21 protein-coding genes and 2 tRNA genes are annotated in these 25,661 nt (G+C 43.9%); 1 reads left to right on the forward strand and 22 read right to left on the reverse strand.

Annotated features, from left to right (window positions below; all coding sequences use genetic code 11):
* Positions 1–49 precede the first annotated feature (49 nt).
* The 15 genes from CRENPOLYSF2_RS01900 to CRENPOLYSF2_RS01970 form a co-directional block, all read right to left on the reverse strand.
* Positions 50–1,612: a putative bifunctional diguanylate cyclase/phosphodiesterase gene (locus CRENPOLYSF2_RS01900; RefSeq protein ID WP_087142277.1), complete on the reverse strand. Its 1,563-nt coding sequence runs from the start codon at positions 1,610–1,612 to the stop codon at positions 50–52.
* Between the two features lie 17 nt (positions 1,613–1,629).
* Positions 1,630–2,811, reverse strand: coding sequence for an O-succinylhomoserine sulfhydrylase (locus CRENPOLYSF2_RS01905; RefSeq protein WP_087142278.1), 1,182 nt, complete (start codon positions 2,809–2,811; stop codon positions 1,630–1,632).
* A gap of 79 nt (positions 2,812–2,890) precedes the next feature.
* On the reverse strand, positions 2,891–4,399 hold the full coding sequence (gene purF / locus CRENPOLYSF2_RS01910) for an amidophosphoribosyltransferase (protein WP_087142279.1): 1,509 nt from the start codon (positions 4,397–4,399) through the stop codon (positions 2,891–2,893).
* A 26-nt stretch (positions 4,400–4,425) separates the two neighbouring features.
* Positions 4,426–4,917 carry a CvpA family protein gene (locus tag CRENPOLYSF2_RS01915; protein WP_176370998.1) on the reverse strand — a complete coding sequence of 164 codons (492 nt, stop codon included), beginning with the start codon at positions 4,915–4,917 and terminating at the stop codon, positions 4,426–4,428.
* 214 nt (positions 4,918–5,131) lie between these two features.
* On the reverse strand, positions 5,132–5,947 hold the full coding sequence (locus tag CRENPOLYSF2_RS01920) for an SPOR domain-containing protein (RefSeq protein WP_087142281.1): 816 nt from the start codon (positions 5,945–5,947) through the stop codon (positions 5,132–5,134).
* Positions 5,948–5,952: 5 nt separating this feature from the next.
* A complete protein-coding gene (folC, locus tag CRENPOLYSF2_RS01925; RefSeq protein WP_176370999.1) occupies positions 5,953–7,230 on the reverse strand; it encodes a bifunctional tetrahydrofolate synthase/dihydrofolate synthase in 1,278 nt (425 codons plus the stop codon).
* Positions 7,230–8,201: an acetyl-CoA carboxylase, carboxyltransferase subunit beta gene (gene accD / locus CRENPOLYSF2_RS01930; RefSeq protein WP_087142283.1), complete on the reverse strand. Its 972-nt coding sequence runs from the start codon at positions 8,199–8,201 to the stop codon at positions 7,230–7,232. Before accD ends, folC begins: the two co-directional genes overlap by 1 nt.
* Before the next feature lie 21 nt (positions 8,202–8,222).
* Positions 8,223–9,026: a tryptophan synthase subunit alpha gene (gene trpA, locus CRENPOLYSF2_RS01935; protein ID WP_087142284.1), complete on the reverse strand. Its 804-nt coding sequence runs from the start codon at positions 9,024–9,026 to the stop codon at positions 8,223–8,225.
* Complete coding sequence (trpB, locus tag CRENPOLYSF2_RS01940; RefSeq protein WP_087142285.1) at positions 9,023–10,225, reverse strand: tryptophan synthase subunit beta; 1,203 nt, start codon at positions 10,223–10,225, stop codon at positions 9,023–9,025. The genes trpA and trpB overlap by 4 nt, the downstream gene beginning before the upstream one ends.
* Positions 10,226–10,229: 4 nt before the next feature.
* On the reverse strand, positions 10,230–10,856 hold the full coding sequence (locus CRENPOLYSF2_RS01945; protein WP_087142286.1) for a phosphoribosylanthranilate isomerase: 627 nt from the start codon (positions 10,854–10,856) through the stop codon (positions 10,230–10,232).
* A 98-nt stretch (positions 10,857–10,954) separates the two neighbouring features.
* Positions 10,955–13,543, reverse strand: a complete 2,589-nt coding sequence (locus CRENPOLYSF2_RS01950) for an ATP-binding protein (RefSeq protein ID WP_087142287.1) — start codon at positions 13,541–13,543, stop codon at positions 10,955–10,957.
* 10 nt (positions 13,544–13,553) lie between these two features.
* Entirely contained in the window at positions 13,554–14,231 is a 678-nt protein-coding gene (locus CRENPOLYSF2_RS01955; protein WP_087142288.1) for a (5-formylfuran-3-yl)methyl phosphate synthase, read from the reverse strand.
* Positions 14,228–14,791, reverse strand: a complete 564-nt coding sequence (locus CRENPOLYSF2_RS01960; RefSeq protein WP_087142289.1) for a DUF447 domain-containing protein — start codon at positions 14,789–14,791, stop codon at positions 14,228–14,230. Before CRENPOLYSF2_RS01960 ends, CRENPOLYSF2_RS01955 begins: the two co-directional genes overlap by 4 nt.
* Positions 14,788–16,176 (reverse strand): DUF6513 domain-containing protein, encoded by a 1,389-nt coding sequence (locus CRENPOLYSF2_RS01965; protein WP_087142290.1) that lies wholly within the window; start codon positions 16,174–16,176, stop codon positions 14,788–14,790. The genes CRENPOLYSF2_RS01960 and CRENPOLYSF2_RS01965 overlap by 4 nt, the downstream gene beginning before the upstream one ends.
* Complete coding sequence (locus CRENPOLYSF2_RS01970; protein ID WP_087142291.1) at positions 16,173–16,709, reverse strand: flavoprotein; 537 nt, start codon at positions 16,707–16,709, stop codon at positions 16,173–16,175. The genes CRENPOLYSF2_RS01965 and CRENPOLYSF2_RS01970 overlap by 4 nt, the downstream gene beginning before the upstream one ends.
* Before the next feature lie 74 nt (positions 16,710–16,783).
* Here CRENPOLYSF2_RS01970 and folP point away from each other — a divergent pair, with 74 nt between their 5' ends.
* Entirely contained in the window at positions 16,784–17,608 is an 825-nt protein-coding gene (gene folP, locus CRENPOLYSF2_RS01975; protein ID WP_087142292.1) for a dihydropteroate synthase, read from the forward strand.
* 208 nt (positions 17,609–17,816) lie between these two features.
* Here the strand turns inward: folP and CRENPOLYSF2_RS01980 are convergent, their stop codons facing one another.
* The 7 genes from CRENPOLYSF2_RS01980 to clpP all read right to left on the reverse strand — a co-directional run bounded on the left by CRENPOLYSF2_RS01980 (position 17,817) and on the right by clpP (position 25,658).
* Entirely contained in the window at positions 17,817–19,691 is a 1,875-nt protein-coding gene (locus CRENPOLYSF2_RS01980) for a SurA N-terminal domain-containing protein (RefSeq protein WP_087142293.1), read from the reverse strand.
* Between the two features lie 93 nt (positions 19,692–19,784).
* Positions 19,785–19,861, reverse strand: a tRNA-Asp gene (locus tag CRENPOLYSF2_RS01985).
* Positions 19,862–19,869: 8 nt separating this feature from the next.
* Positions 19,870–19,945, reverse strand: a tRNA-Val gene (locus tag CRENPOLYSF2_RS01990).
* Positions 19,946–19,956: 11 nt separating this feature from the next.
* Positions 19,957–20,241, reverse strand: coding sequence for an HU family DNA-binding protein (locus CRENPOLYSF2_RS01995; protein WP_087142294.1), 285 nt, complete (start codon positions 20,239–20,241; stop codon positions 19,957–19,959).
* 568 nt (positions 20,242–20,809) lie between these two features.
* Positions 20,810–23,233: an endopeptidase La gene (gene lon / locus CRENPOLYSF2_RS02000; RefSeq protein WP_087142295.1), complete on the reverse strand. Its 2,424-nt coding sequence runs from the start codon at positions 23,231–23,233 to the stop codon at positions 20,810–20,812.
* Positions 23,234–23,640: 407 nt separating this feature from the next.
* Positions 23,641–24,912 (reverse strand): ATP-dependent Clp protease ATP-binding subunit ClpX, encoded by a 1,272-nt coding sequence (clpX, locus tag CRENPOLYSF2_RS02005; protein WP_087142296.1) that lies wholly within the window; start codon positions 24,910–24,912, stop codon positions 23,641–23,643.
* Positions 24,913–25,019: 107 nt separating this feature from the next.
* Positions 25,020–25,658 carry an ATP-dependent Clp endopeptidase proteolytic subunit ClpP gene (gene clpP / locus CRENPOLYSF2_RS02010; RefSeq protein ID WP_272867678.1) on the reverse strand — a complete coding sequence of 213 codons (639 nt, stop codon included), beginning with the start codon at positions 25,656–25,658 and terminating at the stop codon, positions 25,020–25,022.
* Between the last annotated feature and the right edge of the window lie 3 nt (positions 25,659–25,661).

A 25,661-nucleotide genomic window follows, 5' to 3' on the forward strand; every position in this document is an offset into this window, starting at 1 on the left:
ATAGGTTTTGTCAAAACAAATAACGGTATTCTACAGAATCCCCGCACTTTTAATCACACCCATCGCAGTTATATTCCTTGAGTTTTGTTAATACCGCTTGTGTTTCTACGCCTTCTGCAGTGACCGATAAGCCCAGATTATGTGCCAGATTAATAATGGCCTTAACGATAGCCATATCATTGTCGCTGTTCATTAAATCCATAACAAAAGATTTATCTATTTTAAGCTCTGCCAACGGTAATTTTTTAAGATAGGCGAGTGATGAATAGCCTGTGCCAAAATCATCAATAGAAAATTGATAGCCCATATCATGCAATCGGTTAATGATGGCCAGTGCATTTTCCGGTTCATTCATCACAGCGCTTTCGGTAATTTCCAGAATGATCCATTCGGGTTTTATACCCGATGAGGCAGCAATACCCGCGATGAGGTCAGGTAGATCAGGGTCGTGTAAGTCACGCGTGGATAAATTAACCGATATTTTGATATTGAGTCCTTGTTCATGCCACATGGCGCAATCTTTAAAAGCACGTTTTAATACCCATTGCGTGAGTTGTTTGATCATGCGTGTGCGTTCTGCCATTGGGACAAACTCATCCGGCGCAATAAAGCCATGAATCGGATGATACCAGCGTGCTAAGGCTTCTGCGCCGTAAAGTTCGTTGGTTTTTATTGATACCTTGGGTTGGTAAAATAAAGTTAAATCGTTTTTTTCGATAGCGCGGCGCAGTTCTGACATCAGCGTTAACCGCAATGGTGTATGCTTGTCGAATGATGGCTCATAGATAGCATAGCCTTTGGCGGATTTTTGTGCCATATGCAAGGCAACACCGGCTTTTTGCACTAACGTATCTACATCTTCGCCATGTTTTGGGAAATGTACAATACCAATATTGGCGTGCATACCAACTTGTAATCTATCGACCATAAAGGTCGCTTCCATTGCTTTTTGGATATGCTTGGCAAGTTGCTCGGCTTCGTAGGTATTTTCTATATTAGAGATAAGAATACCGAAAACATTGCCGTCTATTTTGGCAACGTTATCATATTCTGTGCTAGTGCCTTGTAAGCGGACAGCAAACTGCTTAAGAATAAGATCACTACTGTTTCTGCCTAAGGTATCGTAAACGTCTTTAAAATTTTCAATTTCAATTAACAAGACAGACAATTGCTTGGTTAAAGAATTAGCCGATGAAATAGTCCGTGCCACGCGATCATAAAACAAGGCGCGATTAGGTAAATCTGTTAACAGATCGTGGGTACTGACATGATTGGTATGTTTTTCAAGATCGATGGTTCGATTACGTAACTCTTGTGTCTGATCGAAAATGAGCGCACCGGCCTGGTACGCCATAATCGAACTGGAATACTGTCCCCACATGCCAAATACAAACGGGATGCCATCAAGCATCCACAGCGCAATATTATTTCTTTGTGCCGCCAATAAACTTTCAACTGATACACTGTTATTAACGTAAAAGCTAACCAGGCAGGTAGCGATAATAATACTGGCAATAGCAATCAGTACGCCTTGGCAAGCCGTTTTTGACGCCTCGCCTTTAAGAAGTTTTACGTTATTACTGAGTAAATTACTGGCGTTTGTTACATCCATAATGTTCCTGTGGTTGGTTATAACCCTCTTAGGAGGTCATTTTTAATATCGTTACAGTTCTCTAATCCTACCGAGACCCTAACTAATCCATCTTTAATACCCGCCAACTCTCTTACTTCGGGGGTCAGCCGACCGTGTGTGGTGCTGGCTGGATGCGTAATTGTAGTTTTTACATCCCCTAAATTAGCGGTAATTGAAATCATTTGTGTGGCATCGATAAGTCGCCACGCGTGGTCTTTACCACCGGTTACTTCAAAACTCACAATGCCGCCAAAATGACTTTGTTGGCGTTTAGCCAGCTCGTGCTGCGGATGAGAAGCTAAGCCCGGATACAGTACACGACTGACCCCCGCTTGTTGTTCTAGCCATTGCGCCAGTTCAAATGCACTGTCGCAGTGGGCTTTCATTCTTATTGCTAAAGTTTCTAGGCCAGATAAAAATACCCAGGCATTAAACGGGCTCATGGTAGCGCCGCCAGTTCGTAAATACGGATAGATGTACTTTTCTATAATGTCGTTACTGGCAATGACCGCACCACCGATACATCGACCTTGACCATCCAAATATTTAGTAGCCGAATGGATAACAATGTCGGCACCTAATTCAAACGGTCTTTGTAAAACTGGCGTGCAAAAACAGTTATCAACAATCAATAAACAGTTATTGTTATGAGCAATATTAGCAAGTAATTTAATATCTGCAATTTCAGTGAGAGGATTTGAGGGTGTTTCTAAAAATAAAAATCGCGTATTCGGCTTAATAGCCGCCTCCCAGGCACTGGTATCGGTCAAATCAACGAAATCGGTCGTTACACCAAACTTGCCAAAATAGTTTTGAAACAGCAATACGGTGTTGCCAAATACGCCGCGTGAACACACAATATGATCGCCTGTTTGCAGTAATCCCATGCCAACAGCCATGATGGCCGCCATGCCAGAGGCAAATGCCAGACAACGCTCCCCTTTTTCCATTAATGCCAAACGTTCTTGAAACGCATTAACGGTAGGATTGGTAAAACGAGAGTAAATATTACCGGCTTTTTTACCAGTAAAACGCAAAGCGGCTTCTTCTGCGTTTTTAAATACATAACTGGAGGTGGTAAAAATGCCGATGCTGTGTTCATCTTCATGGGTGCGTTTATGCCCGGCGCGGATGGCTTTGGTTTCCAAAGAATAGTCGTTCCAGTTAATGTCTGTCATAGGAGTATGTGTAAGTGATAGAAAAAAAGAAGGGCGGTTATTGGCCGCCCTGTTGTTAAGCCTGCTGTCTGGCTATGGGTCAGTTATTGTTTTGCATTTCAATAATAAACGATTGCGTATTACGCATCGTTTGTGCGCTGTCATTACGTAAGGTTTCAATACGTTCTAGGTAAGCATCATCGACATCGCCGGTAATATATTCTTTACTAAAGCACGAGGTATCAAAATGTTGAATCGTAGGGTTGCCTTTACGCACCGCATCAATTAAATCGGTTAAATCTTGGTAAATTAACTTATCAGCGGTCATTTCGGTACACACTTCGTCTTCGGTACGGTTATGGGCAATTAATTCGTGTGCCGCAGGCATATCAATGCCATAAACATTTGGGTAGCGTACCGGCGGTGCTGCGGAGGCAAAATAGACTTTTTTAGCGCCCGCATCTCTGGCCATTTGGATGATTTGTGCCGAGGTAGTGCCTCGAACGATTGAATCATCTACCAATAACACATTTTTACCTTCAAATTCTAGGCCGATAGCATTAAGTTTTTGCCGTACTGATTTTTCGCGCATTTTTTGACCGGGCATAATAAATGTCCGACCAATATAGCGATTTTTAATAAAACCTTCGCGGAATTTTACACCCAATATATGCGCCATTTGCAAAGCGGCGGTGCGGCTGGTATCGGGGATAGGAATGACCACGTCGATGTCATGATCTGGCCAGTCTCTTAGGATTTTTGCCGCCAGTTTTTCGCCCATACGCAAACGGGCTTTGTGTACCGAGATATTGTCGATAATGGAATCGGGTCTGGCAAAATACACGTATTCAAATATACACGGGCAGTGATCGGGGTTGCTAGCGCATTGTCTGGTGTGCAATACGCCGGATTGTTCAATAAACACGGCTTCGCCAGGTTGCACGTCTCGCAGTACCGAAAAGCCCAGTACGTCTAGCGCAACACTTTCGGAGGCAATCATGAATTCAGATTTATCTTCGGTTTGGCGTTCGCCAAAAATCAGCGGGCGAATGCCGTGTGGATCTCTAAAACCTAAAATGCCGTAACCGGCAATCATGATGACGACTGCATAAGCGCCCTTACAGCGACGATGTACGCCTGCGACGGCTTTAAAGACATCTTCAACGCTTAAGTGTATCTTGCCTAAGCTTTGCAGCTCGTGTGCAAAGATATTCAGTAATACTTCCGAGTCAGAATCGGTATTTAAGTGGCGCTGATCTTCAATAAACAGCGCTTTTTTCAGTTCTTCAGTATTGGTAAGATTACCGTTATGCGCCAGTGTTAACCCAAATGGCGAGTTGACGTAAAAAGGTTGCGCCTCGGCAGAGCTGGTGCAACCAGCTGTTGGATAACGCACATGGCCAATACCCATATTGCCGCGTAGCTTTAACATTTGGGCATTGGTGAAAACATCGCGGGTTAAGCCGTTTTCTTTGCGTAAATACAATCTGCCATTTTCGCAGGTAACAATGCCAGCGGCATCCTGACCTCGGTGTTGCAGAACGGTAAGTGCGTCATATAATTCTTGGTTGACGGCTTGATGTGAAACGATAGCAGCAATACCACACATTATTGTTTGGGCCTAGGTCGAAAGTGTCAGTGATAATGAACATAAGATGCCATTTCCGAAGGAATAGTATCCTTTATAAAAATAGCAAGTGATTGAAAAGGTGGTATTAATATAGCATCGTCCCACCAGGGTTCTAAGGGTAACGGCGATAAGCCAGCTAACAGGATAAGCGTTGCCACGATAATGATACCGTGTATGCCACCCAGAAATAGCGCCCAAAAACGGTTAAAAAAATCCAAGTTGGTTTTTGGAATCACATCCCGCAGTAAATGACTAATGGTATTGCCGATAATCAGAGTAATCAACAATAAGCCAGCAAAAGATAGGGCAACGCGCACCGCAGGATTAGCCAGCTTTAAAGCGAGTAACATGGAAAATTCTCGGTTAAACATCAGGCTAATCGTTATCGCTAATAGCCAAATGCTAAGCGACAGTGCTTCGCCCATTAAGCCCCGCGCTGTGCCTGCAACAGAGCAGATAACGATAATGGCGATAATGACAATATCTATCCACAGCACAGGGCTCCCCATTCAGTTAGTGCATGAAATGGCTGCCGGCTTAATAGAAGATAAAATGTAGATTGGCTTGGATGTTTTCTCTCAATTTAGTATTTCCAAGGTAATATTACGTGTTGAGTTGTCAAACAGTAGACAACCCAGTCTACTTGAATGATATTATTTTTTTGTCCCGTGTTAAGTTGATAGCCCATAAAATGACAGAAATGCTGTGTATTTATTCAGCAATCATTAAAGATTGGATGTTTTGTTTGTCTAATTTCTTTTTCATGTCGCTGGCGCGTTGTTTATCCAGTTCAGGGCCAATTTTAAGCCGGTAAATATCGCCTTTAGTTTGCAAAATAACGGGGAAACCTTGTTTTTGCAGTTTTTCTAATAGCGCGATAGCATTTTCTTTTTTACTAAAGCTACCGGCCTGAATAGACCATCGGCCTAGTCCTGGAACGGTTTTTACTGGCGTAGGTTTGCTTTTGTGACTGGTATCGGTTGTGATATCGTCATCAATTGGCTTAATGGTTTTATGGTTTTCAGTCTCAATGACTGGCTTGGGCTTTTTTTTGACGGTTGTTGTGGTTACCGTATGCGTATCGCCAGATTCAGTGGCTTTTGATTTCACAGAGCCATGTTTGGGCGCATGTGTCGGTTCTGCTTCCAAAATGTCGCCGGTATCTAAAGAGTCTACCGATGGTTTTGTTTTGCTGGCGCTGGGCGTGTCTTCAGTGACGATCAGCTCCTCTTCCGCACCACTGTCCAGCGCTTGTCCTTGTTCTTCGTCGTTGGGTAAGTTGTTTTTATCACCGGTATTACTGTTAGCTGTGTCGGTGGTTATGTCTTGATCTGGCGTGAGTGCGCGGCCAAAATCAGCAGGCAGTTCTTTTTCAGCTGTCTTTTCGGGCGGTTTTGGCAGCGTTAATTCACTGACTTGTTGGCCATTGTTTTCAACGGGGTCGTCGAATACCATGGGAAGAAAAATAGCTGCCAGTGCGGTGACGACAATGGCACCAATTAAGCGTTGTTTTAATTCATGATCCATTTTATTTACTTACCTTCAAGTTCAATTAAGCAATCAGATACCAAGAAAAAAGAACCAAAAACGAGTAACACGTCATTTTTTTGGCACTGATTTTTGGCTGCGGCAAAAGCGCCAGCAAACTCAGTATAGTCAAAGGATACGTTAGTAATTTGACCTTGCGAAAAAATTTCTTGTACGGCTGCTGTGGAAATAGCCCTGGGCGTGGTGAGCGGTACAAAATGCCAAAAATGTACAGCGGATGCCATAATTTTGATCACCCCTGCAATGTCTTTATCTTTCATCATGGAGAAAATAGCATGGACGCGTCTGTTTGGGAAGGCGGCGCGTAAATAATTTGCAAGTGTGCTGACCGCTTCAGGGTTATGGCCGACATCTAACAGCAGTGGAACGCCGTTATCAAGGTTGATTTTTTGAAATCGACCGGCTAAGTAGACATTTTTAAGCCCTGACTGAATAGCGGCTTCTGTGACGGGTATGTGGGTGTTTAATTGCTGTATCGCCATAAGCACCGATGACGCATTGCGGTATTGATGCTCACCTTTTAGTGCAGGGTCGGGAAGATTTATTAGCTGTTGATCGCCTGCTGACCAATCCCAGCCTGAGGCGTGTCTGTGATAAGAAAAATCTGTGCCAATACAATAAGGAAGAGCATTTTTATCAATAGCGCACTGGCGTAAAGTTTCCGGTGGATGTGGGTCGCCAATGATGGCGGGGCTATGCGCTCTAAAAACCCCCGCTTTTTCTATGGCAATAATGTCACGGGTTGCACCTAACCAATCAACATGGTCGATATGAATACTCGACACCAAGGCGGCATCAGTATCAATAATATTCACCGCATCCAAGCGTCCGCCCATGCCAACTTCCAGTAATTGAATATCAACATTGGAGCGCCAAAAGATATCTAATGCCGCCAGTGTGCCAAATTCAAAATAGCTGAGCGAGGTGTCTTGACGAGCCGCTTCGATACGGTCAAAAGCGGCGCAAATTAACGCATCGGAGACTGGCTCGCCGTTGATTTTTATCCTTTCGTTATATTTTAAAATATGCGGCGAAGTGTACGAACCCACCGTATAGCCAGCGGCTGTATAAATGGCTTCCAGAAATGCCACACAAGAGCCTTTGCCGTTAGTGCCTGCGACAGTAATGGTCAGTGGCTTGATAGCGTCTGGATTGAGCACCCGATAAATCTGTGCGGCTCGCTCCAGGCCTAAGTCTATCGCTAAAGGATGGTGGCTTTCCTGCCATTTAAGCCAATCCGGTAACGAATCAAAGTGCATCATTAATCAGCATTGATAACGGACGCTTGAGTTTTTGCATCAGCACTGTTTTGAAGCACTGCGTTAACTTCAGTCGTTTCAGTTTTATCGCTAGTATCTTCAACGGCTATTGGCGCGGGTCGGCCTGCCATTAATAACGACAGAATGCTGGCAATTTTATCGCGCATTTGCCGCCGGTCGATAATCATGTCGATAGCGCCGTGTTCTTGTAAAAACTCACTGCGCTGAAAGCCCTCAGGTAGTTTTTCACGTACGGTTTGTTCAATGACTCTAGGGCCTGCAAAGCCAATTAAAGCATTGGGTTCAGCAATATTAAGATCACCCAGCATGGCTAAACTGGCTGATACCCCGCCCATTGTCGGGTCGGTCATAAATGAAATATACGGTAAACCGGCCGCCGATAAACGCGATAGCGCGGCGCTGGTTTTGGCCATTTGAAACAAGGAGAACAGTGATTCCTGCATACGCGCACCACCACTGGCGGTAAACACGATAAAGGGTATGTGTAATTCCAGGCTTTTATTCACGCCACGCACGAATTTTTCACCGACTACCGAGCCCATCGAGCCGCCCATAAAGTCAAAACCAAACGCGGCGGCAACAATATCTTGACCATGCAACTGGCCTTTCATGACCACGAGCGCATCGTTTTCTTTGGTTTGTTTTTGGGCAGCAGTGAGGCGATCTTTGTATTTTTTGCTGTCTTTAAATTTTAACGGATCGACCGGCCTAACATGCTTGGCAATTTCTTCGCGGCCTTCTTCATCCAGAAACATTTCCAGGCGTATTCTGGCTGGAATACGCATGTGATGCTCACATTTAGGGCATACACTGAAGTTTCTTTCCAGTTCGGCATTGTAAAGAATCGCACTGCAATTAGGGCATTTATTCCACAAGCCTTCAGGAACTGCGCCTTTTTTATTGGAACGTTCGGTTCTGATGGTGGATGGAATTAATTTTTCAAACCAACTCATAGTATTTCCTAGGCTATCGATTTAAGCGTCCATTGCATGGCGCATGGCGGTTAATAAGGCAATAATTTCATGCTTGGCGGTGTCTAAGTCATTCAGATTAGCTTCTATTTTGCTGATTAGCGCACTGCCAATAACCGCACCATCACCGATATCGGCAATGGTTTTTGCCATCGCGGCATCTTTAACACCAAAACCGATAGCGACCGGTAAGCGTGTGTTGGCTCTGATTTGTTGTAGCTTGGCTTCTACGTCAGCAATGTTTAAATGCCCTGCGCCGGTGACACCTTTTAATGACACATAATAAAGATAACCACTGCCTAACGCATCCATTTTTTTGATGCGTTCATCGGTGCTGTTGGGCGCTAACAGAAAAATAGGATCTATGCCACGCGCTTTCAGCAGGCTACCGTATTCGCTGGCTTCTTCGGGCGGTAAGTCTACCGTGAGTATGCCATCGACATCGGCGAGTTTTGCTGCGTTGGCGAAATTTTCATAACCGAATATTTCGATAGGATTAACATAGCCCATAAGCACGATGGGTGTTTGTTGGTTGGTTTTTCTAAATTCTGTTGCCAAGACTAATACACGGCGCAAGCTCATTTTATGGGCGAGTGCGCGTTCGCTGGCACGTTGAATGACAGGGCCATCGGCCATAGGATCAGAAAAAGGAATGCCTAATTCAATAACATCGACACCGGCTGCCACCATGGCGTGCATCAGCGGCAAGGTGAAGTCTGGATTAGGATCGCCGGTAGTTATAAAGGGGATTAACGCTTTGCGACCTGATTTATGTAAGGCTTCGAAAGTAGCGGCTAAACGGCTCATAATGCTATGCCTTCGCGTTGGGCTATGGTGTGCATGTCTTTATCGCCACGACCGGATAAGTTAACGATGATAATGTCATCTTGTTTCATAGTGGGTGCGAGTTTCATGGTATAAGCCAGAGCATGGCTGGATTCTAGCGCGGGGATAATGCCTTCCATTTTAGTCAGTGCATGAAAACCGGCCATCGCTTCGGTATCAGTAATACTGACGTAATTAGCGCGGCCTGAATCTTTTAACCAAGCATGTTCAGGGCCTACGCCAGGGTAATCAAGGCCTGCCGAAATAGAATGGGTTTCAATGATTTCACCGTCTTCATCGGACATTAAATACGTGCGATTGCCGTGTAATACCCCAGGTTTGCCAGCGGATAACGGCGCGGAATGACGACCGGTTTCGATGCCATCGCCCGCCGCTTCCACGCCGTATAAGGCAACTGACGTGTCATCTATAAAGGGATGGAATAAGCCGATAGCATTAGAGCCACCACCTACACACGCGACCAGGGCATCGGGTAAACGTCCTGTTGCTTCTAAGCATTGTTGTTTGGCTTCATGGCCAATCACGGTTTGAAAATCTCTCACCATAGCCGGGTAGGGGTGTGGGCCTGCGACCGTACCGATGATATAGAAGGTGTTATCGACGTTAGTAACCCAGTCGCGTAGTGCTTCGTTGAGTGCGTCTTTTAAGGTTTTCGAGCCAGATTCAACCGATACCACGGTAGCACCTAACAGTTTCATGCGATAGACATTTAATGATTGGCGGGCGACATCGACAGAGCCCATGTAAACGACACATTCTAAGCCTAATCGTGCCGCAACAGTTGCTGTGGCAACCCCGTGTTGACCAGCACCGGTTTCGGCGATAATACGGGTTTTACCCATGCGTTTGGCCAGTAATGCTTGGCCGACGGTGTTGTTAACCTTATGTGCGCCGGTATGATTTAAGTCTTCGCGCTTTAAATACACTTGTGCGCCGCCTAAATGCTTACTCCAGCGTTGTGCGTGGTATAAAGGCGAAGGCCGTCCGACGTAATGCTTTAAGTCGGCACTCAGTTCAGCGATAAATTCGGGGTCTTTAAGATAACGTTGATAGGCTTCATTTAATTCTTGTATCGGTGGTATCAATGTTTCTGCGACAAAGATGCCGCCGTAGTTACCAAAGTGCCCTCGGTCATCGGGCATATTATATTTTTCTGTCATAGTATTAACTTTTGTCACCGTAATTAATTGCTTGTAAAAATGCGCTTACTTTGAGTGGGTCTTTAATGCCTTTGGCGGATTCTACGCCGCTGCTGGCATCTAAGGCATAAGGCTTGACGGTTTGTATGGCCAACCGTGCATTAGTGCTGTCAAGACCTCCTGCCAGAATGATGGGTAAAGGGTGTTGCTTAGGAATTAATGACCAGTCGAATTGATGACCAGTGCCACCTTTGGCGGCTGGATGGTAGGTATCCAGTAATAGCCCGGTGGCATCATGATAGTGTGTGGCCAATGCTGAAATATCGGTGTCTGCTTGCATGCTCACGGCTTTGATATAACGGGTATTATACATTCTGCAAGCCTCAGCGGATTCGTTGCCATGAAATTGCAGGCAATCAATTGGCAGCTGGCGTAAAACCTCACGAATGCTAGTTTCTGGCGCGTCAACAAACAAGGCAACGACAGAAACAAAAGCTGGTAAAGCACGGACAATTTGGAGAGCTTGATGTATAGCAACATGTCGTGGACTGGGTGGGTAAAACACCAAGCCAATGGCATCAACCCCCGCATGAGCGGCGTGCACGGCATCTTCAACACGAGTAAAGCCGCAAATTTTAACGCGAGTTCGCATAAGCTGATATGAGAATTTTCTGAAAATAGCTAGGCCATTAGAATAACACAAAATTAACAGTAACTTGTTTTCTAATCATTGAGAAACAGGGGGATGGGTTAGTGCGGTTTTTTGGTCGTGGAGAGAGAGCGTATTAAGCTATTGAGCTGATTGACATCTATGGGTTTAGTTAAGTAGTCATCAAAACCTGCATCCAAGGCTTCGTTGATTTTATCTTGATCGGCGTAGGCACTGATAGCCGCTATTTTTAAGGGATTATGTCGACTACGCAGTATTTTTATCAGTTGCAAGCCGGTCATAACCGGCATGTTGAGATCAATAAACGCCATTTGATAGTTGGTATTTTTAATTAATTGCAAGGCTTCTCGGCCATTAACAGCAGAGTCTACGCTACAGTTTTGCAGTTCTAGCATATTGCGTAGCAGTAGCAAGTTGATTTCATTATCATCTGCAATCAAAATGCGTTTTGACGTGGGTGCATCTGATTTAATAATGGCTTGTTGTGGCATGGGTGGCGCTATTTTATCGCTGATAGACAGTGGCAAGGTCACAGAAAACACACTGCCGATACCCGGCTTGCTGGTAACCAATAGTTTGCCATTCATCAGCGTTACTAATTCTCTGGTAATAGCCAGACCTAAACCCACGCCTTCTTTAACCAAGGATGGCGCGTTGATTTGTACAAAAGGTGAAAAAATTTGTTGCAGATCTTTTTGAGCGATGCCGCAACCGGTATCCTCAATAGAAATATTTAAATTACCATTTTGATAATTAAAGTTAATGGTTATCTTACCTTGGTCGGTGTATTTAATAGCATTGTTAAGTAGATTAATAATGACTTGTTGTATGTGTTTCTGATCGCCTTGAAAAGAATGCGGAATAATAGTGTTACGGATGCTTAATTTGAGTTTTTTTTCTTCAAGTTGTAACTTAAACATGGCGATAATATTGGCCAATAGGGTTTCAAAATTAAAATCGCTGATTTCTTTTTTGATTTGTTTGGATTCAATTGAAGCAATATCAAGAATATCGGTAATCAGTAATAACAAGCTGTCGCCGCATTGTTTGATAATATTGATTTGTTTTTTATCTTCGGCAGCTAACGAAGATTTATTTTGTAATAACTGTGAAAAGCCAAGAATACCATTTAAAGGTGTGCGTAACTCATGACTGATTTTTGCTAGGAATTGGCTCTTAGCCTGATTGGCTTTTTCTGCGGTATTTTTGGCTTGTAATAAAGCGGCGGTGCGTTCTTCGATAATAGATTCGGAGCGAAAATGCCGCCCGGTTAGCATTAATAATCCTACGCCTAAAAGACAGGTAAAAATTAATCCACTCAGTAAAACAGCCCACATTGTCCAATGATTAGAGGATTGTTCGCTGCGCCAATCATGGTAAAAATTGATTTGCCAGTGTTGATGGCCGGCCACCATTAAATGGTATTTTTGATATACCTCGGCTTGGTTGTCTTTTATGTTTGAATAAACCAGAGTTTGCTCAGTTAATGTCGGATTAAAAACACTGATGGTGAAAAATAAATTTTCGACATCAAGATGTGTGTGTGCCGCATTGATAAGTTCTTGAATTGAAAGCGTGCATGCCAATATACCGAGTAATTTTTTAACGTCGGATTTTATCGAAAAAACAGGGTTAATAAAAATAATAAGATTATTTTTTGCGGAAATATGCATGCTATCTTCAGCTAAAATCGTATTATTTTTGATCAAGTCTAAAAAATTTTCAGTAGAGATTTTTTTGTCAGTGTGTTCTGTGTTGTATTTATGGATTGCAGAAGTGAATTTAATAACCCCCGTCTTTGATTCTGGGTAAATTAGCCAGCTTATTGTGTCTATTGCTTTATACGAAGACAGCGTGTTTTTAGTAAATAACGAAAAACTGTTATCATCGAGTTCCTTGGTGCTGTTAATAAAGAATCGGGTTGCATTAATAGCGTGTGCAGTGCCTTCAATTTGTCCTTTGAGGGCTTCAAATAAGGTCATAGATTGATCTTTAAGTTGTTGTCGGTGTTGCTGATATTCAATTTTGCGTACGTAAAAAAAGAACACAACAATCAATGCCAGAGTAACAATCAGGGGCAAACCAACAGAATAGCGGCGCTTTAGCCAAACAGACTGCGGTTCGGCAAAAATAATCAATGTGAATGGCGTGAACAGATAAACACCCAAGCTGTCTTTCATCCAATAGCTGAGCCAATTTATGGGGATGTTAAGCAGATTTATCTGGTTGGTTAGGTGCAGGTATATTGTGTTGATTGTTGCGGGTATAACGCAGCTGACTGCTGCTAACAACATAAACAATAAAATATTTTTATCAGTTGTTAACGGATTAGGAAAACCAAGAACGCGGCGAACAGCAAATGCATTGCTTAACGCACACAGACAAGCACCAAAACTGCTCACTAATGCTGTATTGAACGCAAGGTTGTTAGTACCCAGTTGCCAGATGATAATGCCAATGTGCCCCATAATAATGCTGGGCCATATTTTATTACCGGCCAGTAAGATAGCCGCTAAAGCGATGCCGGCCGGTGGCCAAATAGCACCTAAGTTGCTGGGCGGAACTTTAAGCAAAAATCCGAGCAAGCCAAAAACAAAATAAGCCCCTGCTATTAAGCTGATTAATAACAGATATTTTAATATATGGCTTATTGAGAAACTGCTCGGCATTAATTCACCATCAACAGCGGTTTAGGGCTAGTTTTATTTGTTTAATAGCATACTGGTTAAGTTGTCCAGTTCTAATATGTTGATTACACAACGCGCCTCTAAAACCCAGATAATTCGCTTGGTATTGGCGTAAGTCAGGAATACTTTGCAATGATAACGATCCCGCCAGTCCGCACAACAGGTGTTGTTGTTTTGCTTGGTCAATGAAGTGATGAATTTCATCAGCAGTCATCACCTGGTTTAACGAGCCTGATTTTTTGTTCATTGTATCCAGCATGACACCGGTAAATCCAGCTTGTTTTAGTGCCGGTATAATTGTCATATCGGGCTGTTGGTCGGCAAATAATACCGCGATTAAAGCACTATTTTCGGTCAATGTGGCTAATTGATCAATAATCGATTGCCAATTATCAGCAGGAAAAAAGCCCAGCTTAATATAATCCACGCCAGTTTCTGCCATTGCCTGTACTGCGTTAAAAATAAGTCTGGCGTGCATGGGCAAATCGCCGATGGTTGCACTCACCGGCTTACGTTTGGCAATTGTAGCGACAATTTCGCGTACCACAGCCAGTTCCAACGCACCCAACGCGCCCAACGCGGGTTGCTTAAGGTCGATAATATCCACGTTTTCCTGTAACACAAACAGCGCCTCTTCCACGCTATTGACGCTGGCGAGCATTTTGGTCATACGATTAACGCCGCTTTGTAGTTGGCGACCGTGGCCATTAACCAGCCCCAGGCTTCTTTTTCTGCATCACCTGCGGTTTTATCGACAGCGATTTGCAAATAAGCCAGCTCAGCAGCAATCTTTTCCATAGGCAGTCTATGCAATCGGCTGACCAAAATCGCCGCTTCCAATACTGCATATTGGGCGCGGTTAAAGCCGGTAAATGGTGCATGGTTAACCGTATGCACCGATTTACAATAAAGTTTGGGGCGAAGATTGTCTTCTTCAATGTGAATCACTTTAACTTCGGTATGTGCCAAGGCACAAGACAATACTTTGCCGGTGATGCGTTCGGCATCTTTAACGGGCCAATCGCGTCGACCGGTTAAGCAACCGGCAAATACCCGCACGTCGGTGCAGTAATTAAGTACAGCGACGTTAGTTTCTAACAGGTTATCCAGTGTGGTGGAGGGTTTAAACGGCAGGATAATAAATTCATCGGCTGTGATGTGTATGCCCATTGGCGCAATATGCACAACGCCAGCCTGATTTTGTGTGGTGACTATGGTTTCTTGTATCATGGTTTTTTTAAGGTGCTTCCCGCCGGTTTAAAGGCGTGTAGGTCAACAGTTTGTTCAGTGCTATCGGTTGCGCAGCCCCAGTGTAAGGGCTGATCCTGGTTAAAACGTTTGCCTAATTGCCAAGCAATTTCGGCGCGTGCCAGTTCCACGCCTAAATAAAAGGCATGGCCGCCGTCGTCTTTAACGTTTAAATGCGGGTACAGATCAAACGGGTCGGTGGCGCTGTGCAAGCCATCGCGGTTAAAAATATGCACGCCTTCCTGGCTGATCTGGATACGAAAGCTAGGATCGGTAATTTGTACGGCCAGTTCCTTAATTTCGTTAAACGCATACGGGAAGGGTGCGGCTTCGTGCAAGGCCATTAAACCGGCATCGATGTGCTTGGGCAAGGTATTTTGCTCCTTGGCTGCGTGCATAATGCGCCGTGCCACATCGGCTTCTTTAATGGCACGGCAGGCGTGTTTGCTGACTTCGGTCGCTAAAATATTGTTGATATTCAGTTCTGAACAGATGCCCATTAACAGCGTGTTTATGCCCACGGTATCGGCATGGGTGAGTTCGGTAATATTGCCCACGCCCAGCATCATATTGATGTCGGGGTGTTGCTGGCGCACCTGATGGTAACGGACGATGGATTGGGTAAAGCCAAAATGGATCGGATCGAGGATAGGATCAACAATAAAAGCGCGGTTTTTGGCCTGCATGATGGCAATCGCGCGGTTTAACGAGGCCAAATCTTCGTGTTTTTTGGGGATTAAAATTGGCGTGGCGGCGATTTCATCGGCGATCCACAGGCTGTCTTCGTGCAAGCTGAGCATGTAATCCGCGCCGGCTTTGCCGCCTTTGAGCAAGTCAGCGTCATCCAGGGAATCTATGCTGACGGTAAAGCCCTCCTGCTTTAAGGTGCGGATGGCATCTTCAAGGTGCGGAAAATCGGTGCTGGGCAAGCAACCTATGTCGATGACATCCGCGCCGTTGCGCCGATAATACAGGGCTTTCTCAACGATGGCTTCGACGCTGATATTGGGGGCATCGACAATTTCGGCAAAGATTTTGACGCTGTACTGGCTTAAGTCATACTTATGCGCGGCTTTGCCAAAATACATTGGCAAATCTTTCAGCTCTTCGGGGCCGCGTTCTACCGGTATATTGAGCTGTTGTGATAAGGCGGCAATATCGCCACGGCAGCGCCCAGGCAATATGATGCGGGTGGCGGCGAAAGTATCGGTCAAGCGCCGTGCAATCATGTCGGTGGTCATTAAGGCGGCCACTTTTACGCCCAGCTGATGCACGGTGTAAGTGAATTCCGGCTGGATTTTTTCCAGGATATTACGCAGTTGTTTTTCGGCCAGTTTGCCGGTTAAAAACAGGACGTGTTCGCTCATGGTAACGATTTTAAACGTGTATTCACAGCGGTGATCAATTGCTCGACACTTTCGACCACGGTGGTGTATTCAAACGTGCGAATTTTATCAGTGCCTTCCAGATCAATTTTGCGCGGATAGACCATGACTTTGCCGCCAGGTGCGGTGGTTTCCATTTCGGGGGCAATGTCGCACGGGTAGACGATGCTGGGTACTTTGCATTTTCCAGCCTGTGAATACAGGTTAGTGACCAGGTTGTCGGCAATGCCTAACACGCATTTGGCGATAGTGTTGGAGGTGGCAGGTGCCATCACAAAAGTATGATAATAGCCTTTGTAAAAGTGGCCAACGGGCGGTGATGAGGCAGTTTTGTCGCGGAAAATCGGCATTTTGGCACGCACCTCGCTAAGGTCAACCCCGTACATTTTAATCACTTCTTCACCCGCTTGGCTGATGTACAGGTCAACGTCGTCCAGGGTTAGGAGAAAAGCCAGGCATTCTTCTATATAATGACCTGAGCCGGTGATTGCCCAAGCTAATCGCGGTTTTTTCATTACACGGTGGCTGTTAAAAAGAGACAACCATTATACCTGAATCAAGGGATTGCAACGCAGTGAGGTCTATACGCATGTTTGAAGGCTTTGAAAAACCGCTCATTATGGGCATATTGAATGTCACTCCTGATAGTTTTTCCGATGGTGGCCAGTTTTTAAAAGTTGATAATGCGGTGCAGCAAGTTGAGCGGATGCTGGCGGAAGGTGCAGATATTATCGATATTGGCGGCGAATCGACGCGTCCAGGTGCGGTGTCTGTGCCGGTTGAAGAACAAATTCAGCGTATTGTGCCGGTTATTACTGCGATTCGTCAGCGTGGTATTACGGTATTGATTAGTGTGGATACTACGTTAAGCTGTGTGGCTAAGGCGGCGTTGCTGGCGGGGGCTAATATTATCAATGATATTTCGGCAGGCGATGATGATGTATCAATATTATCGCTGGCGGCACAATTGCAAGTGCCGATTATTTTGATGCACCGGCAGGGGTTGCCGCAAACCATGCAAGATAACCCGCATTATGACAACGTGGTGCAAGAAGTGGTTGATGGTTTAAAGGCCAAGATTGATGCCGCGTTGGCGGTGGGTATTAAACCGAACAATATTATAATTGATCCTGGCATTGGCTTTGGTAAGCGTAAGCAGGATAATTTAGCTTTGTTGGCGAATTTGAACAGTTTGGTGGTATTGGGTTTCCCCGTGTTGTTGGGGACAAGTCGTAAGCGTTTTATGGGGTCTCTTTGTAATGTGTCCGAGCCTATGCAGTTGGTAACAGCGACAGCGGTGACGACAGCTTTAGGCGTGATGGCGGGGGTTAGGGTTTTTCGGGTACATGATGTTAAGGAAAATCGGCAGGCGGTGGATGTGGCTTGGGCGATCAGGCAGAGTCGATTGAGCTGAATTGCTGTTGTCTCTGTTGTGAGGGTGTGTTGTCAATAAATTGAGTGATTTAAATTTTCTTAAATAGATGTGGTTTTTTTACTCGAAATCCACCTCTAAAGCACAGCGAGCAATTAAGCTTAACAAAATGTAGTGCTATAAGTGATTATTGGGGCAGTGACACGCAAGGAAAAAATCCCCTTGCGTGTTTAAATGGCGGGCTTTATAACTACGGCGCAATCGGTTTTGGTGTAGCAATAGCTACGTCTGTATCGGCTTGCAAACTACCCAAAACAGCTTCAAATTCATTTTGGCCTATTGCTTTGGCGATATTTTTGGTGGCTAATTCCATTTTTTTCTTGTCATCTTCGCTCATTACGCCGTCAGTAACTTTTGTGATACTGGCAACAATATTTTCGCCAGTAGGTAAGGTTACCAGGATTGCTGTCGCTTTGCCTGCCAGTGGCTTGGCTGCTTTAAATACCGCTTGATTCAGTAATTCTGGGACAGTTGTATTGTTGCGTGAAAAGCCAGGTAACTTTTGTACGGTCAATTTATTTTCGGCAGCAATGGCTTCGATGTTTGTTCCTGTTAATAAACGCTCTTTAATTTTTTGTGCAGTATCAGTGGCTTGTTGCTTGGCTTTATTAATAAATATAGCGGCAATCACTTCAGATTTTACATCTTTTAATTCGCGTGTAGTACTGGGTTTATGATCCAATTTATGCAGCACCGCGATACGATCAGCGCTGATTTCAACCGGTGTGCTGTTATTGCCTTGCAGTACTTCTTCAGAAAACGCCATTGTGCGGATTTTTTCGTCAGCGGCAATACCGTCGCCTTTATCTTTGGTAAATAAGGTTGATTTTTTAATGGGGAGTTTTAAGGCATCAGCGGCAGCTTGTAGGCTGTCAGGATTTTGGTAGCTGACCTCTGTTAAGGTTTCGCCTGCTTTAAAGAAAGCATCTTCCGATTGTATTTTTTGGTAAGCTTTAGTGACATCGGCTTTTACGCTGTCGTAAGGTTTTATAACAGCGGCTTCCAATTCGGTTAGTTTAATTAAATGGTAACCAAACGCAGATTTGATGGGTTTAGAAACCTCGCCCTTTTTTAATAATTTGGCGGCATCTTCAATAGTTTTTTCTAAGTCACCGGTGTTAAAAAAGCCTAAATCGCCGCCTTCGGTTGCAGATTTTTTATCATCAGAAATTTCGGTTGCTAACACAGCAAAGTCTTTGGCTTTTAGCGCTTCTTGACTGGCGGCGGCTTTTGTTAAAGCGGTTTTTTCATCTTGTTTGCTGTTGATAGCAAATAAAATATGACTGATTTTTCTACGCTCTGGTGTGGTGTATTGATCTATTTGTTCGTCATAGAAGGCTTTTATTTTGTCATCGGTAACCACAATGGTCTTAGCCATTTCGTCACTGGTTAATTCCACGTATTCTACCGAAACTTGTTCTGGAACCTTGTAAGCATCTTGGTGTTGTTGATAATACTGAGTAACTTCGTCGTCCGAAGGTTGCTCGGTGGGTTTTTGTGGTGTAATCGTGAGATAGCTTACGTCACGCAGTTGATTATGGATTTTAAAAAAGCCTTCGACATCGTAAGGTGTTGCGAAACTACTTTCGGTAATGCTATGCTGGAATTGTTCCATAAGCAGGGCATTTTTTATTTCACCGGTAAATTGTGCTGAGGACATTTTTTGCGAACTTAACAGTTTTTTGTACTGTTGGTCGTCAAATTTACCATTAGTTTGAAAATAAGGCAGGGTTTTGATGAAGGTTTTTACGCTAGCATCAGTGACAGCCAAGTCTTCGGCATGGACGTATTGTAATAAAACTTCATCTTTGATTAATTTATCGAGTGCTTGTTTTTTTAACGAGGTCTCGTCAACGTTCATTCCTTGAAAATTTTGGCGGTATTTTTCGTAAGCTTTATTAACATCGCGCTGGAAAAAATCCTTGCCACCGATTGATACAACGGGGGGTTCTGAGCCGCCACCCATGTAATTTTGAATACCCCACAAGGCAAAAGTGCCACAAATAGCCACTAGCATGCCTTTTGCGAAAGTACCTTGCGCTTTTTCTCTCATTGTTGTCAGCATAATTCTTATTCCGAAGCAATAACTTAAAAAATATAAAGCGAAAACCAGATTAAAAAAAAAGCCCCGCACCATACGGTGCGGGGCTTTTAAATTTGGCGGAGCGGACGGGGCTCGAACCCGCGACCACCGGCGTGACAGGCCGGTATTCTAACCAACTGAACTACCGCTCCAAAAAGTCTGGTGGGTGCTGAGGGGTTCGAACCCCCGACCCTCGCCTTGTAAGGGCGATGCTCTCCCAGCTGAGCTAAGCACCCGACTAATGAGACTAGTTTACAGCATCTTTTAAAGATTTACCAGCTTTAAATGAAGCTATTTTTGCTGCTTTGATAATTATTTCTTCTCCGGACTGTGGATTACGACCTTTACGCTCTGCTCTTTCCTTTACGGTAAAGGTGCCAAAGCCCACTAATGCCACGGAGCGCTTGCTAGGTTCAGCATCGCTTAGCGCTGTAGTAACGGCATTAATAAAGCCATCTAAAGCACGTCCCGCATCTGTTTTTGTTAAGCCAGCAGACTCTGCAATAGCGTCAATAAGTTCCGATTTATTCATTATTCCCCCTTAGGAAGTCAATTTGTGTGTATTCAGCAAAACACGAGCAATTCCTATGTACGATGCCCTGAAACACAAGAAACAGTGGTATTTATATCAATAGCCTTTGTTGTCTGTCAAGTTTTAACCCGCTAGAGACCGCTATTTTTATGGGATAGATAAAAAACAACAAAAATTTTGACTTTTGTTGATCCTGCATTGTAGCTCAATAAAGGCTGAAATAAAGCGAATAAAATATATGCTTTATTTAAATGTCGTAAATCGCTGTAGATTGATTTTAACGGTGTTTGATTTCGTTCAACAACTTAAGGCAGTAGCTGATTATACTTAATTAAATGAAGCCACAGAAAATAGTAATTACAGGCATAGAGTGGCGATTAATCGCGATATTTATATATATTTGTAAATTAAAATATTATTTTATCGGTAAATTTAACATTTTTTAGTTAAAAAATAGATATGTTATTATTTTAGCTCACGTTGTTTTTGCGGTAGGTTATTTATTAATAAACATTTAAGTGCATCCAGGCTCAAACACGGGTAGTTTGAGCCTGGCGATGGATTAAACTCAGTGCGCTGTCAATACTGATTTGCTTAATTTAACCGAATCAGTTTCATTTTGCGGTTGGTCGATAGCTTCAATTTTGACGGTAGGAATCGGCATGTACTGCAAGGCTACTTCTAGCACTTCATCTATCCAATGTACCGGCTTGATGGTTAGATTCTGTTTGATATTTTCCGGAATATCAATCAAATCTTTTTCGTTATCAGCAGGGATTAGAACGGTGGTAATGCCGCCTCTGTGCGCTGCCAAGAGTTTTTCTTTCAAACCACCAATGGGCAGCACCTCACCCCGCAAGGTGATCTCTCCCGTCATGGCCACGTTAGCACGTACGGGTATCTTGGTTAGCGCAGAAATAATGGCGGTACACATGCCTATACCGGCGCTTGGGCCATCTTTCGGCGTAGCACCTTCTGGAACATGGATATGAATATCATTTTTTTGGAAGATGTCATTATCGATACCCAAAATTTCTGAGCGGCTTCTTACCACCGTCATTGCCGCCTCAATGGATTCTTTCATTACATCGCCTAGTTTTCCTGTCGCGGAATGCTTGCCTTTGCCGGGGATAACCGCCGTTTCAATGGTTAATAGTTCACCACCAACTTCCGTCCAGGCAAGACCAGTTACTTGGCCAATTTGATCTTTTTCTTCAGCAAGTCCGTAGCTATAGCGCCGAACGCCTAGGTATTCGCCTAAGTTTTCTGGAGTCAGCAATACCTTGCTTTTACTGGGTTTTAATAACAGTGCTTTAACAACTTTGCGGCAAATTTTAGAAATGTCACGCTCAAGACTACGTACCCCTGCTTCTCTTGAATAATAGCGAATCATATCTCTGACAGTTGCTTCTGAGATTTCAATTTCGTTTATTTCAAGACCGTTATTTTTAATTTGTTTAGGGACGAGATAGCGCAGCGCAATATTGATTTTTTCATCTTCTGTGTAACCTGCCAGACGAATGACTTCCATTCTATCCAACAAGGCAGGTGGAATGTTCAGCGTATTTGCTGTCGCAACAAACATGACATCAGACAAGTCAAAATCAACTTCCAGATAATGGTCTGAAAAAGTATGATTTTGTTCAGGGTCTAATACTTCAAGCAGTGCTGAGGCGGGGTCGCCGCGAAAGTCGGCGGCCATTTTGTCGATTTCATCCAATAAAAACATTGGATTACGGGTTTTTATCTTGGACAGATTTTGTAAAATTTTGCCGGGCATCGAACCAATATAAGTACGCCGATGGCCACGAATTTCCGCTTCATCACGGACACCGCCCAATGCCATACGCACATATTTGCGATTAGTGGCTCTGGCAATGGATTCGCCCAGTGAGGTCTTACCTACGCCTGGAGGTCCAACCAGACACAAGATAGGTCCTTTCAGTTGTTTAACGCGTTGTTGCACAGCCAGGTATTCTAAAATGCGCTCTTTGACTTTCTCCAAGCCATAATGCTCTTCATCCAGCACTTGTTCAGCAACTTTTAAATCATGACGAACCTTGGTTTTCTTTTTCCACGGTACATTGACCATCCAGTCAATGTAATTACGTACCACGGTCGCTTCTGCCGACATCGGCGACATCAGTTTGAGCTTATTAAGTTCAGTGGTGGCTTTGGTTTTGGCTTCTTTAGACATGCCCGCCATTTCAATTTTATATTCCAGCTCTTCTATTTCATTGGGCACGTCATCCATATCGCCTAATTCTTTTTGAATGGCTTTCATTTGCTCATTCAAATAGTATTCACGCTGATTTTTTTCCATTTGCTGTTTGACGCGGACACGGATTTTTTTTTCCATTTCCAATAAGTCAACTTCGCCTTCCATGAGCGTCATTAAATCTTCAAGACGCATTTCAATGTTAGCCGTTTCCAGTATCGCCTGTTTTTCTTGTACTTTTAAGGGCATGTGTGCAGCAATAGTGTCTGCTAGGCGGCTAGGCTCATCAATACCATTGAGTGAACTCAATACTTCGGGCGGAATTTTATTGTTGAGCTTAATGTATTGATCAAATGAATTAATCACCGTGCGCTGCAACACGTCTTGCTCTTGATTAGACAGATGCAAGAAATCTTCAATGGGGGTTACCGCAGCGGAGAAAAAGTTGCCGGTTTCTTGGTAGCGAATAATTTGGCTGCGCTCAATGCCTTCTACCAGTACTTTGACTGTACCGTCAGGGAGTTTAAGTAGTTGCAGAATATTAGCTAATGTACCGACATCGTATAAATCGTCAAATTCAGGATCATCAATTTCGGCTTCTCGTTGCGCGACGAGCACAATTTGTTTATTGTTTTCCATCGCAGTATCCAGCGCTTCAATGGATTTTTCGCGGCCAACAAATAACGGGATGACCATGTGCGGGTATACCACGACATCTCTCAGCGGCAAAACCGGAATTAAAGTTTCAGTTTGTGTCATTGCATGTATTTCCATAACTGGAGCCTTTGGGACAGTGTTCTTGAATTACAAGATTATGGGGGCGCTAATTAAAATAGCAAGCATGGCTATCAATTTAGAGCTTTTTAATCAGGTATTAAAGTAGGAGAGCTAAGCTAAATAATGGCTCTTAACGTGAGCACTCACTGGGTTACGACAACGCTTAAGTGTTTAATGTAGTTGGTTAAGTATATTAAACTATAAACAGAGCAGATGTTACTATGATCAGTTAAGCGCGTTGATCTAGCAATCCGTATAAATACCTATATTGACGTTGCGGCATCGCAGTGATTTTGGGGTAAAGCGCTGTGTTTTTCGGGTTGGTATACGTGGGAAACATGCAACCCCATCAGATTATTGCAATCTGATGGGGTTGCATTTAATTACTTAATTCAGTTACAGCTTTACGATTCAGCAACGGATTTTTGAATTTCGGTTTCATACACCAGATAAGGTTCTGAATGACCTAAAATAACCGCTTCATCAACCACTACTTTGCTAATGTTGTCCGCTGAAGGTAGTTCGTACATGGTATTTAATAATACATTTTCCACAATGGTACGTAAGCCGCGTGCACCGGTTTTTCTTTCCATTGCTTTACGCGCTATTGCACCTAAAGAGTCTTCACGGAATTCTAATTCAGCGCCTTCCATATCGAATAAATGCTGATATTGCTTAATGAGGGCATTTTTAGGTTCGGTTAATATTTTAATTAGCGCGACTTCATCCAGCTCATCTAAAGTGGCGACCACTGGCAAACGACCGACAAACTCAGGGATTAAGCCGTATTTGATTAAGTCTTCAGATTCGACTTCAGCAAATAATTGCCCGACATTTTTAGAATCATCTTTGGTTTTAACTTCGGCAGAAAAACCGATACCGCCTTTTTCCGAACGGGCTTTAATGACTTTATCCAGGCCTGCAAACGCCCCCCCGACAATAAACAGAATATTGGCTGTATTAACTTGCAAAAATTCGCCTTGCGGGTGTTTACGGCCGCCGGCAGGTGGCACAGACGCAATTGTGCCTTCAATTAGTTTTAATAATGCCTGTTGTACACCTTCACCTGAAACATCGCGGGTAATTGAAGGGTTATCGGATTTTCGGGATATTTTATCGATTTCGTCAATATAGACGATGCCGGTTTCGGCTTTTTCGATATTATAATCACATTTTTGCAGAATTTTTTGGATGATATTTTCCACGTCCTCGCCCACGTAACCCGCTTCGGTTAATGTGGTGGCATCGGCAATGGTAAACGGCACGTCGAGCAGCCGTGCTAAAGTTTCTGCCAGTAAGGTTTTACCGGAGCCGGTCGGGCCTATGAGCAAGATGTTGCTTTTTGCCAGCTCAACACCATCTTTCTTGGATTTGCTGCGCAAGCGTTTATAGTGGTTATACACGGCAACTGCCAACATTTTTTTAGCACGATCTTGGCCAATAACGTAGGCATCAAGCTCTTCCTTGATTTCTTTGGGCTTAGGCAGGGCATCGCCACCGAAGCTGGATTTTTCTTGCAATTCGTCTTTGATGATGTCATTACAGAGCTCGACACATTCATCGCACACATAGACCGAAGGCCCTGCAATTAGCTTTCTGACTTCATGTTGACTTTTGCCGCAAAATGAACAGTACAAAAGTTTCTCCTCGTCTTTGCCTTTTTTGTCATTACTCATAACGCGAACCCCTTAAAAACATCAATGTGATATGTAGACTTTCCTTGTGATAACAATAGGCCGAAATGCTTAAAAATACTACTATTAAGTATCTCAGCCATGCTGACCTAAATGGTTTCCCTGCTGGTTAACACTTTGTCGATAAGACCGTAGTTTACAGAATCGGTGGCGCTTAGGAAATTATCTCTGTCGGTATCTTGTTGAATTTTTTCGATGGGTTGGCCGGTATGTGTCGATAAAATTTTGTTTAATTTATCTCTGATTAACAAAATTTCTCGCGCGTGAATGTCGATATCGGAGGCTTGGCCTTGATAGCCACCTAACGGTTGGTGAATCATCATTCTGGAGTGTGGTAAACAATAACGTTTGCCCGCCGCGCCACCTGTTAACAATAACGCCCCCATGCTGGCAGCTTGGCCAATACACATGGTGCTGACATCGGGTTTAATAAACTGCATGGTGTCATAAATTGACATGCCAGCGGTTACTGAGCCGCCGGGTGAGTTGATATATAAATGAATGTCTTTATCAGGGTTTTCTGATTCCAAAAACAACAATTGAGCGACAATTAGATTGGCCATGTAGTCTTCAACCTGGCCTACCATAAAAATAACGCGCTCTTTTAACAAGCGCGAGTATATGTCGTAAGCGCGTTCGCCGCGAGCACTTTGCTCAACAACCATAGGCACCAGGCCGCCAGCTGCTTGAGGAGACATCATTTGATTGATTAGCTGGTGCTTATTCATGCG

The sequence above is a fragment of the Crenothrix polyspora genome (assembly GCF_900163755.1).
Lineage (GTDB): Bacteria > Pseudomonadota > Gammaproteobacteria > Methylococcales > Methylomonadaceae > Crenothrix > Crenothrix polyspora.

Bases quoted from the DNA above. Each gene is read 5' to 3' on its own strand.
- CRENPOLYSF2_RS01900 (WP_087142277.1), bottom strand. From the start codon at position 1,612: ATGGATGTAACAAACGCCAGTAATTTACTCAGTAATAACGTAAAACTT.
- CRENPOLYSF2_RS01905 (WP_087142278.1), bottom strand. From the start codon at position 2,811: ATGACAGACATTAACTGGAACGACTATTCTTTGGAAACCAAAGCCATC.
- purF (WP_087142279.1), bottom strand. From the start codon at position 4,399: ATGTGTGGTATTGCTGCTATCGTTTCACATCAAGCCGTCAACCAAGAA.
- CRENPOLYSF2_RS01920 (WP_087142281.1), bottom strand. From the start codon at position 5,947: ATGGATCATGAATTAAAACAACGCTTAATTGGTGCCATTGTCGTCACC.
- folC (WP_176370999.1), bottom strand. From the start codon at position 7,230: ATGATGCACTTTGATTCGTTACCGGATTGGCTTAAATGGCAGGAAAGC.
- accD (WP_087142283.1), bottom strand. From the start codon at position 8,201: ATGAGTTGGTTTGAAAAATTAATTCCATCCACCATCAGAACCGAACGT.
- trpA (WP_087142284.1), bottom strand. From the start codon at position 9,026: ATGAGCCGTTTAGCCGCTACTTTCGAAGCCTTACATAAATCAGGTCGC.
- trpB (WP_087142285.1), bottom strand. From the start codon at position 10,225: ATGACAGAAAAATATAATATGCCCGATGACCGAGGGCACTTTGGTAAC.
- CRENPOLYSF2_RS01945 (WP_087142286.1), bottom strand. From the start codon at position 10,856: ATGCGAACTCGCGTTAAAATTTGCGGCTTTACTCGTGTTGAAGATGCC.
- CRENPOLYSF2_RS01950 (WP_087142287.1), bottom strand. From the start codon at position 13,543: ATGCCGAGCAGTTTCTCAATAAGCCATATATTAAAATATCTGTTATTA.
- CRENPOLYSF2_RS01955 (WP_087142288.1), bottom strand. From the start codon at position 14,231: ATGACCAAAATGCTCGCCAGCGTCAATAGCGTGGAAGAGGCGCTGTTT.
- CRENPOLYSF2_RS01960 (WP_087142289.1), bottom strand. From the start codon at position 14,791: ATGATACAAGAAACCATAGTCACCACACAAAATCAGGCTGGCGTTGTG.
- CRENPOLYSF2_RS01965 (WP_087142290.1), bottom strand. From the start codon at position 16,176: ATGAGCGAACACGTCCTGTTTTTAACCGGCAAACTGGCCGAAAAACAA.
- CRENPOLYSF2_RS01970 (WP_087142291.1), bottom strand. From the start codon at position 16,709: ATGAAAAAACCGCGATTAGCTTGGGCAATCACCGGCTCAGGTCATTAT.
- folP (WP_087142292.1), top strand. From the start codon at position 16,784: ATGTTTGAAGGCTTTGAAAAACCGCTCATTATGGGCATATTGAATGTC.
- CRENPOLYSF2_RS01980 (WP_087142293.1), bottom strand. From the start codon at position 19,691: ATGCTGACAACAATGAGAGAAAAAGCGCAAGGTACTTTCGCAAAAGGC.
- CRENPOLYSF2_RS01995 (WP_087142294.1), bottom strand. From the start codon at position 20,241: ATGAATAAATCGGAACTTATTGACGCTATTGCAGAGTCTGCTGGCTTA.
- lon (WP_087142295.1), bottom strand. From the start codon at position 23,233: ATGGAAATACATGCAATGACACAAACTGAAACTTTAATTCCGGTTTTG.
- clpX (WP_087142296.1), bottom strand. From the start codon at position 24,912: ATGAGTAATGACAAAAAAGGCAAAGACGAGGAGAAACTTTTGTACTGT.
- clpP (WP_272867678.1), bottom strand. From the start codon at position 25,658: ATGAATAAGCACCAGCTAATCAATCAAATGATGTCTCCTCAAGCAGCT.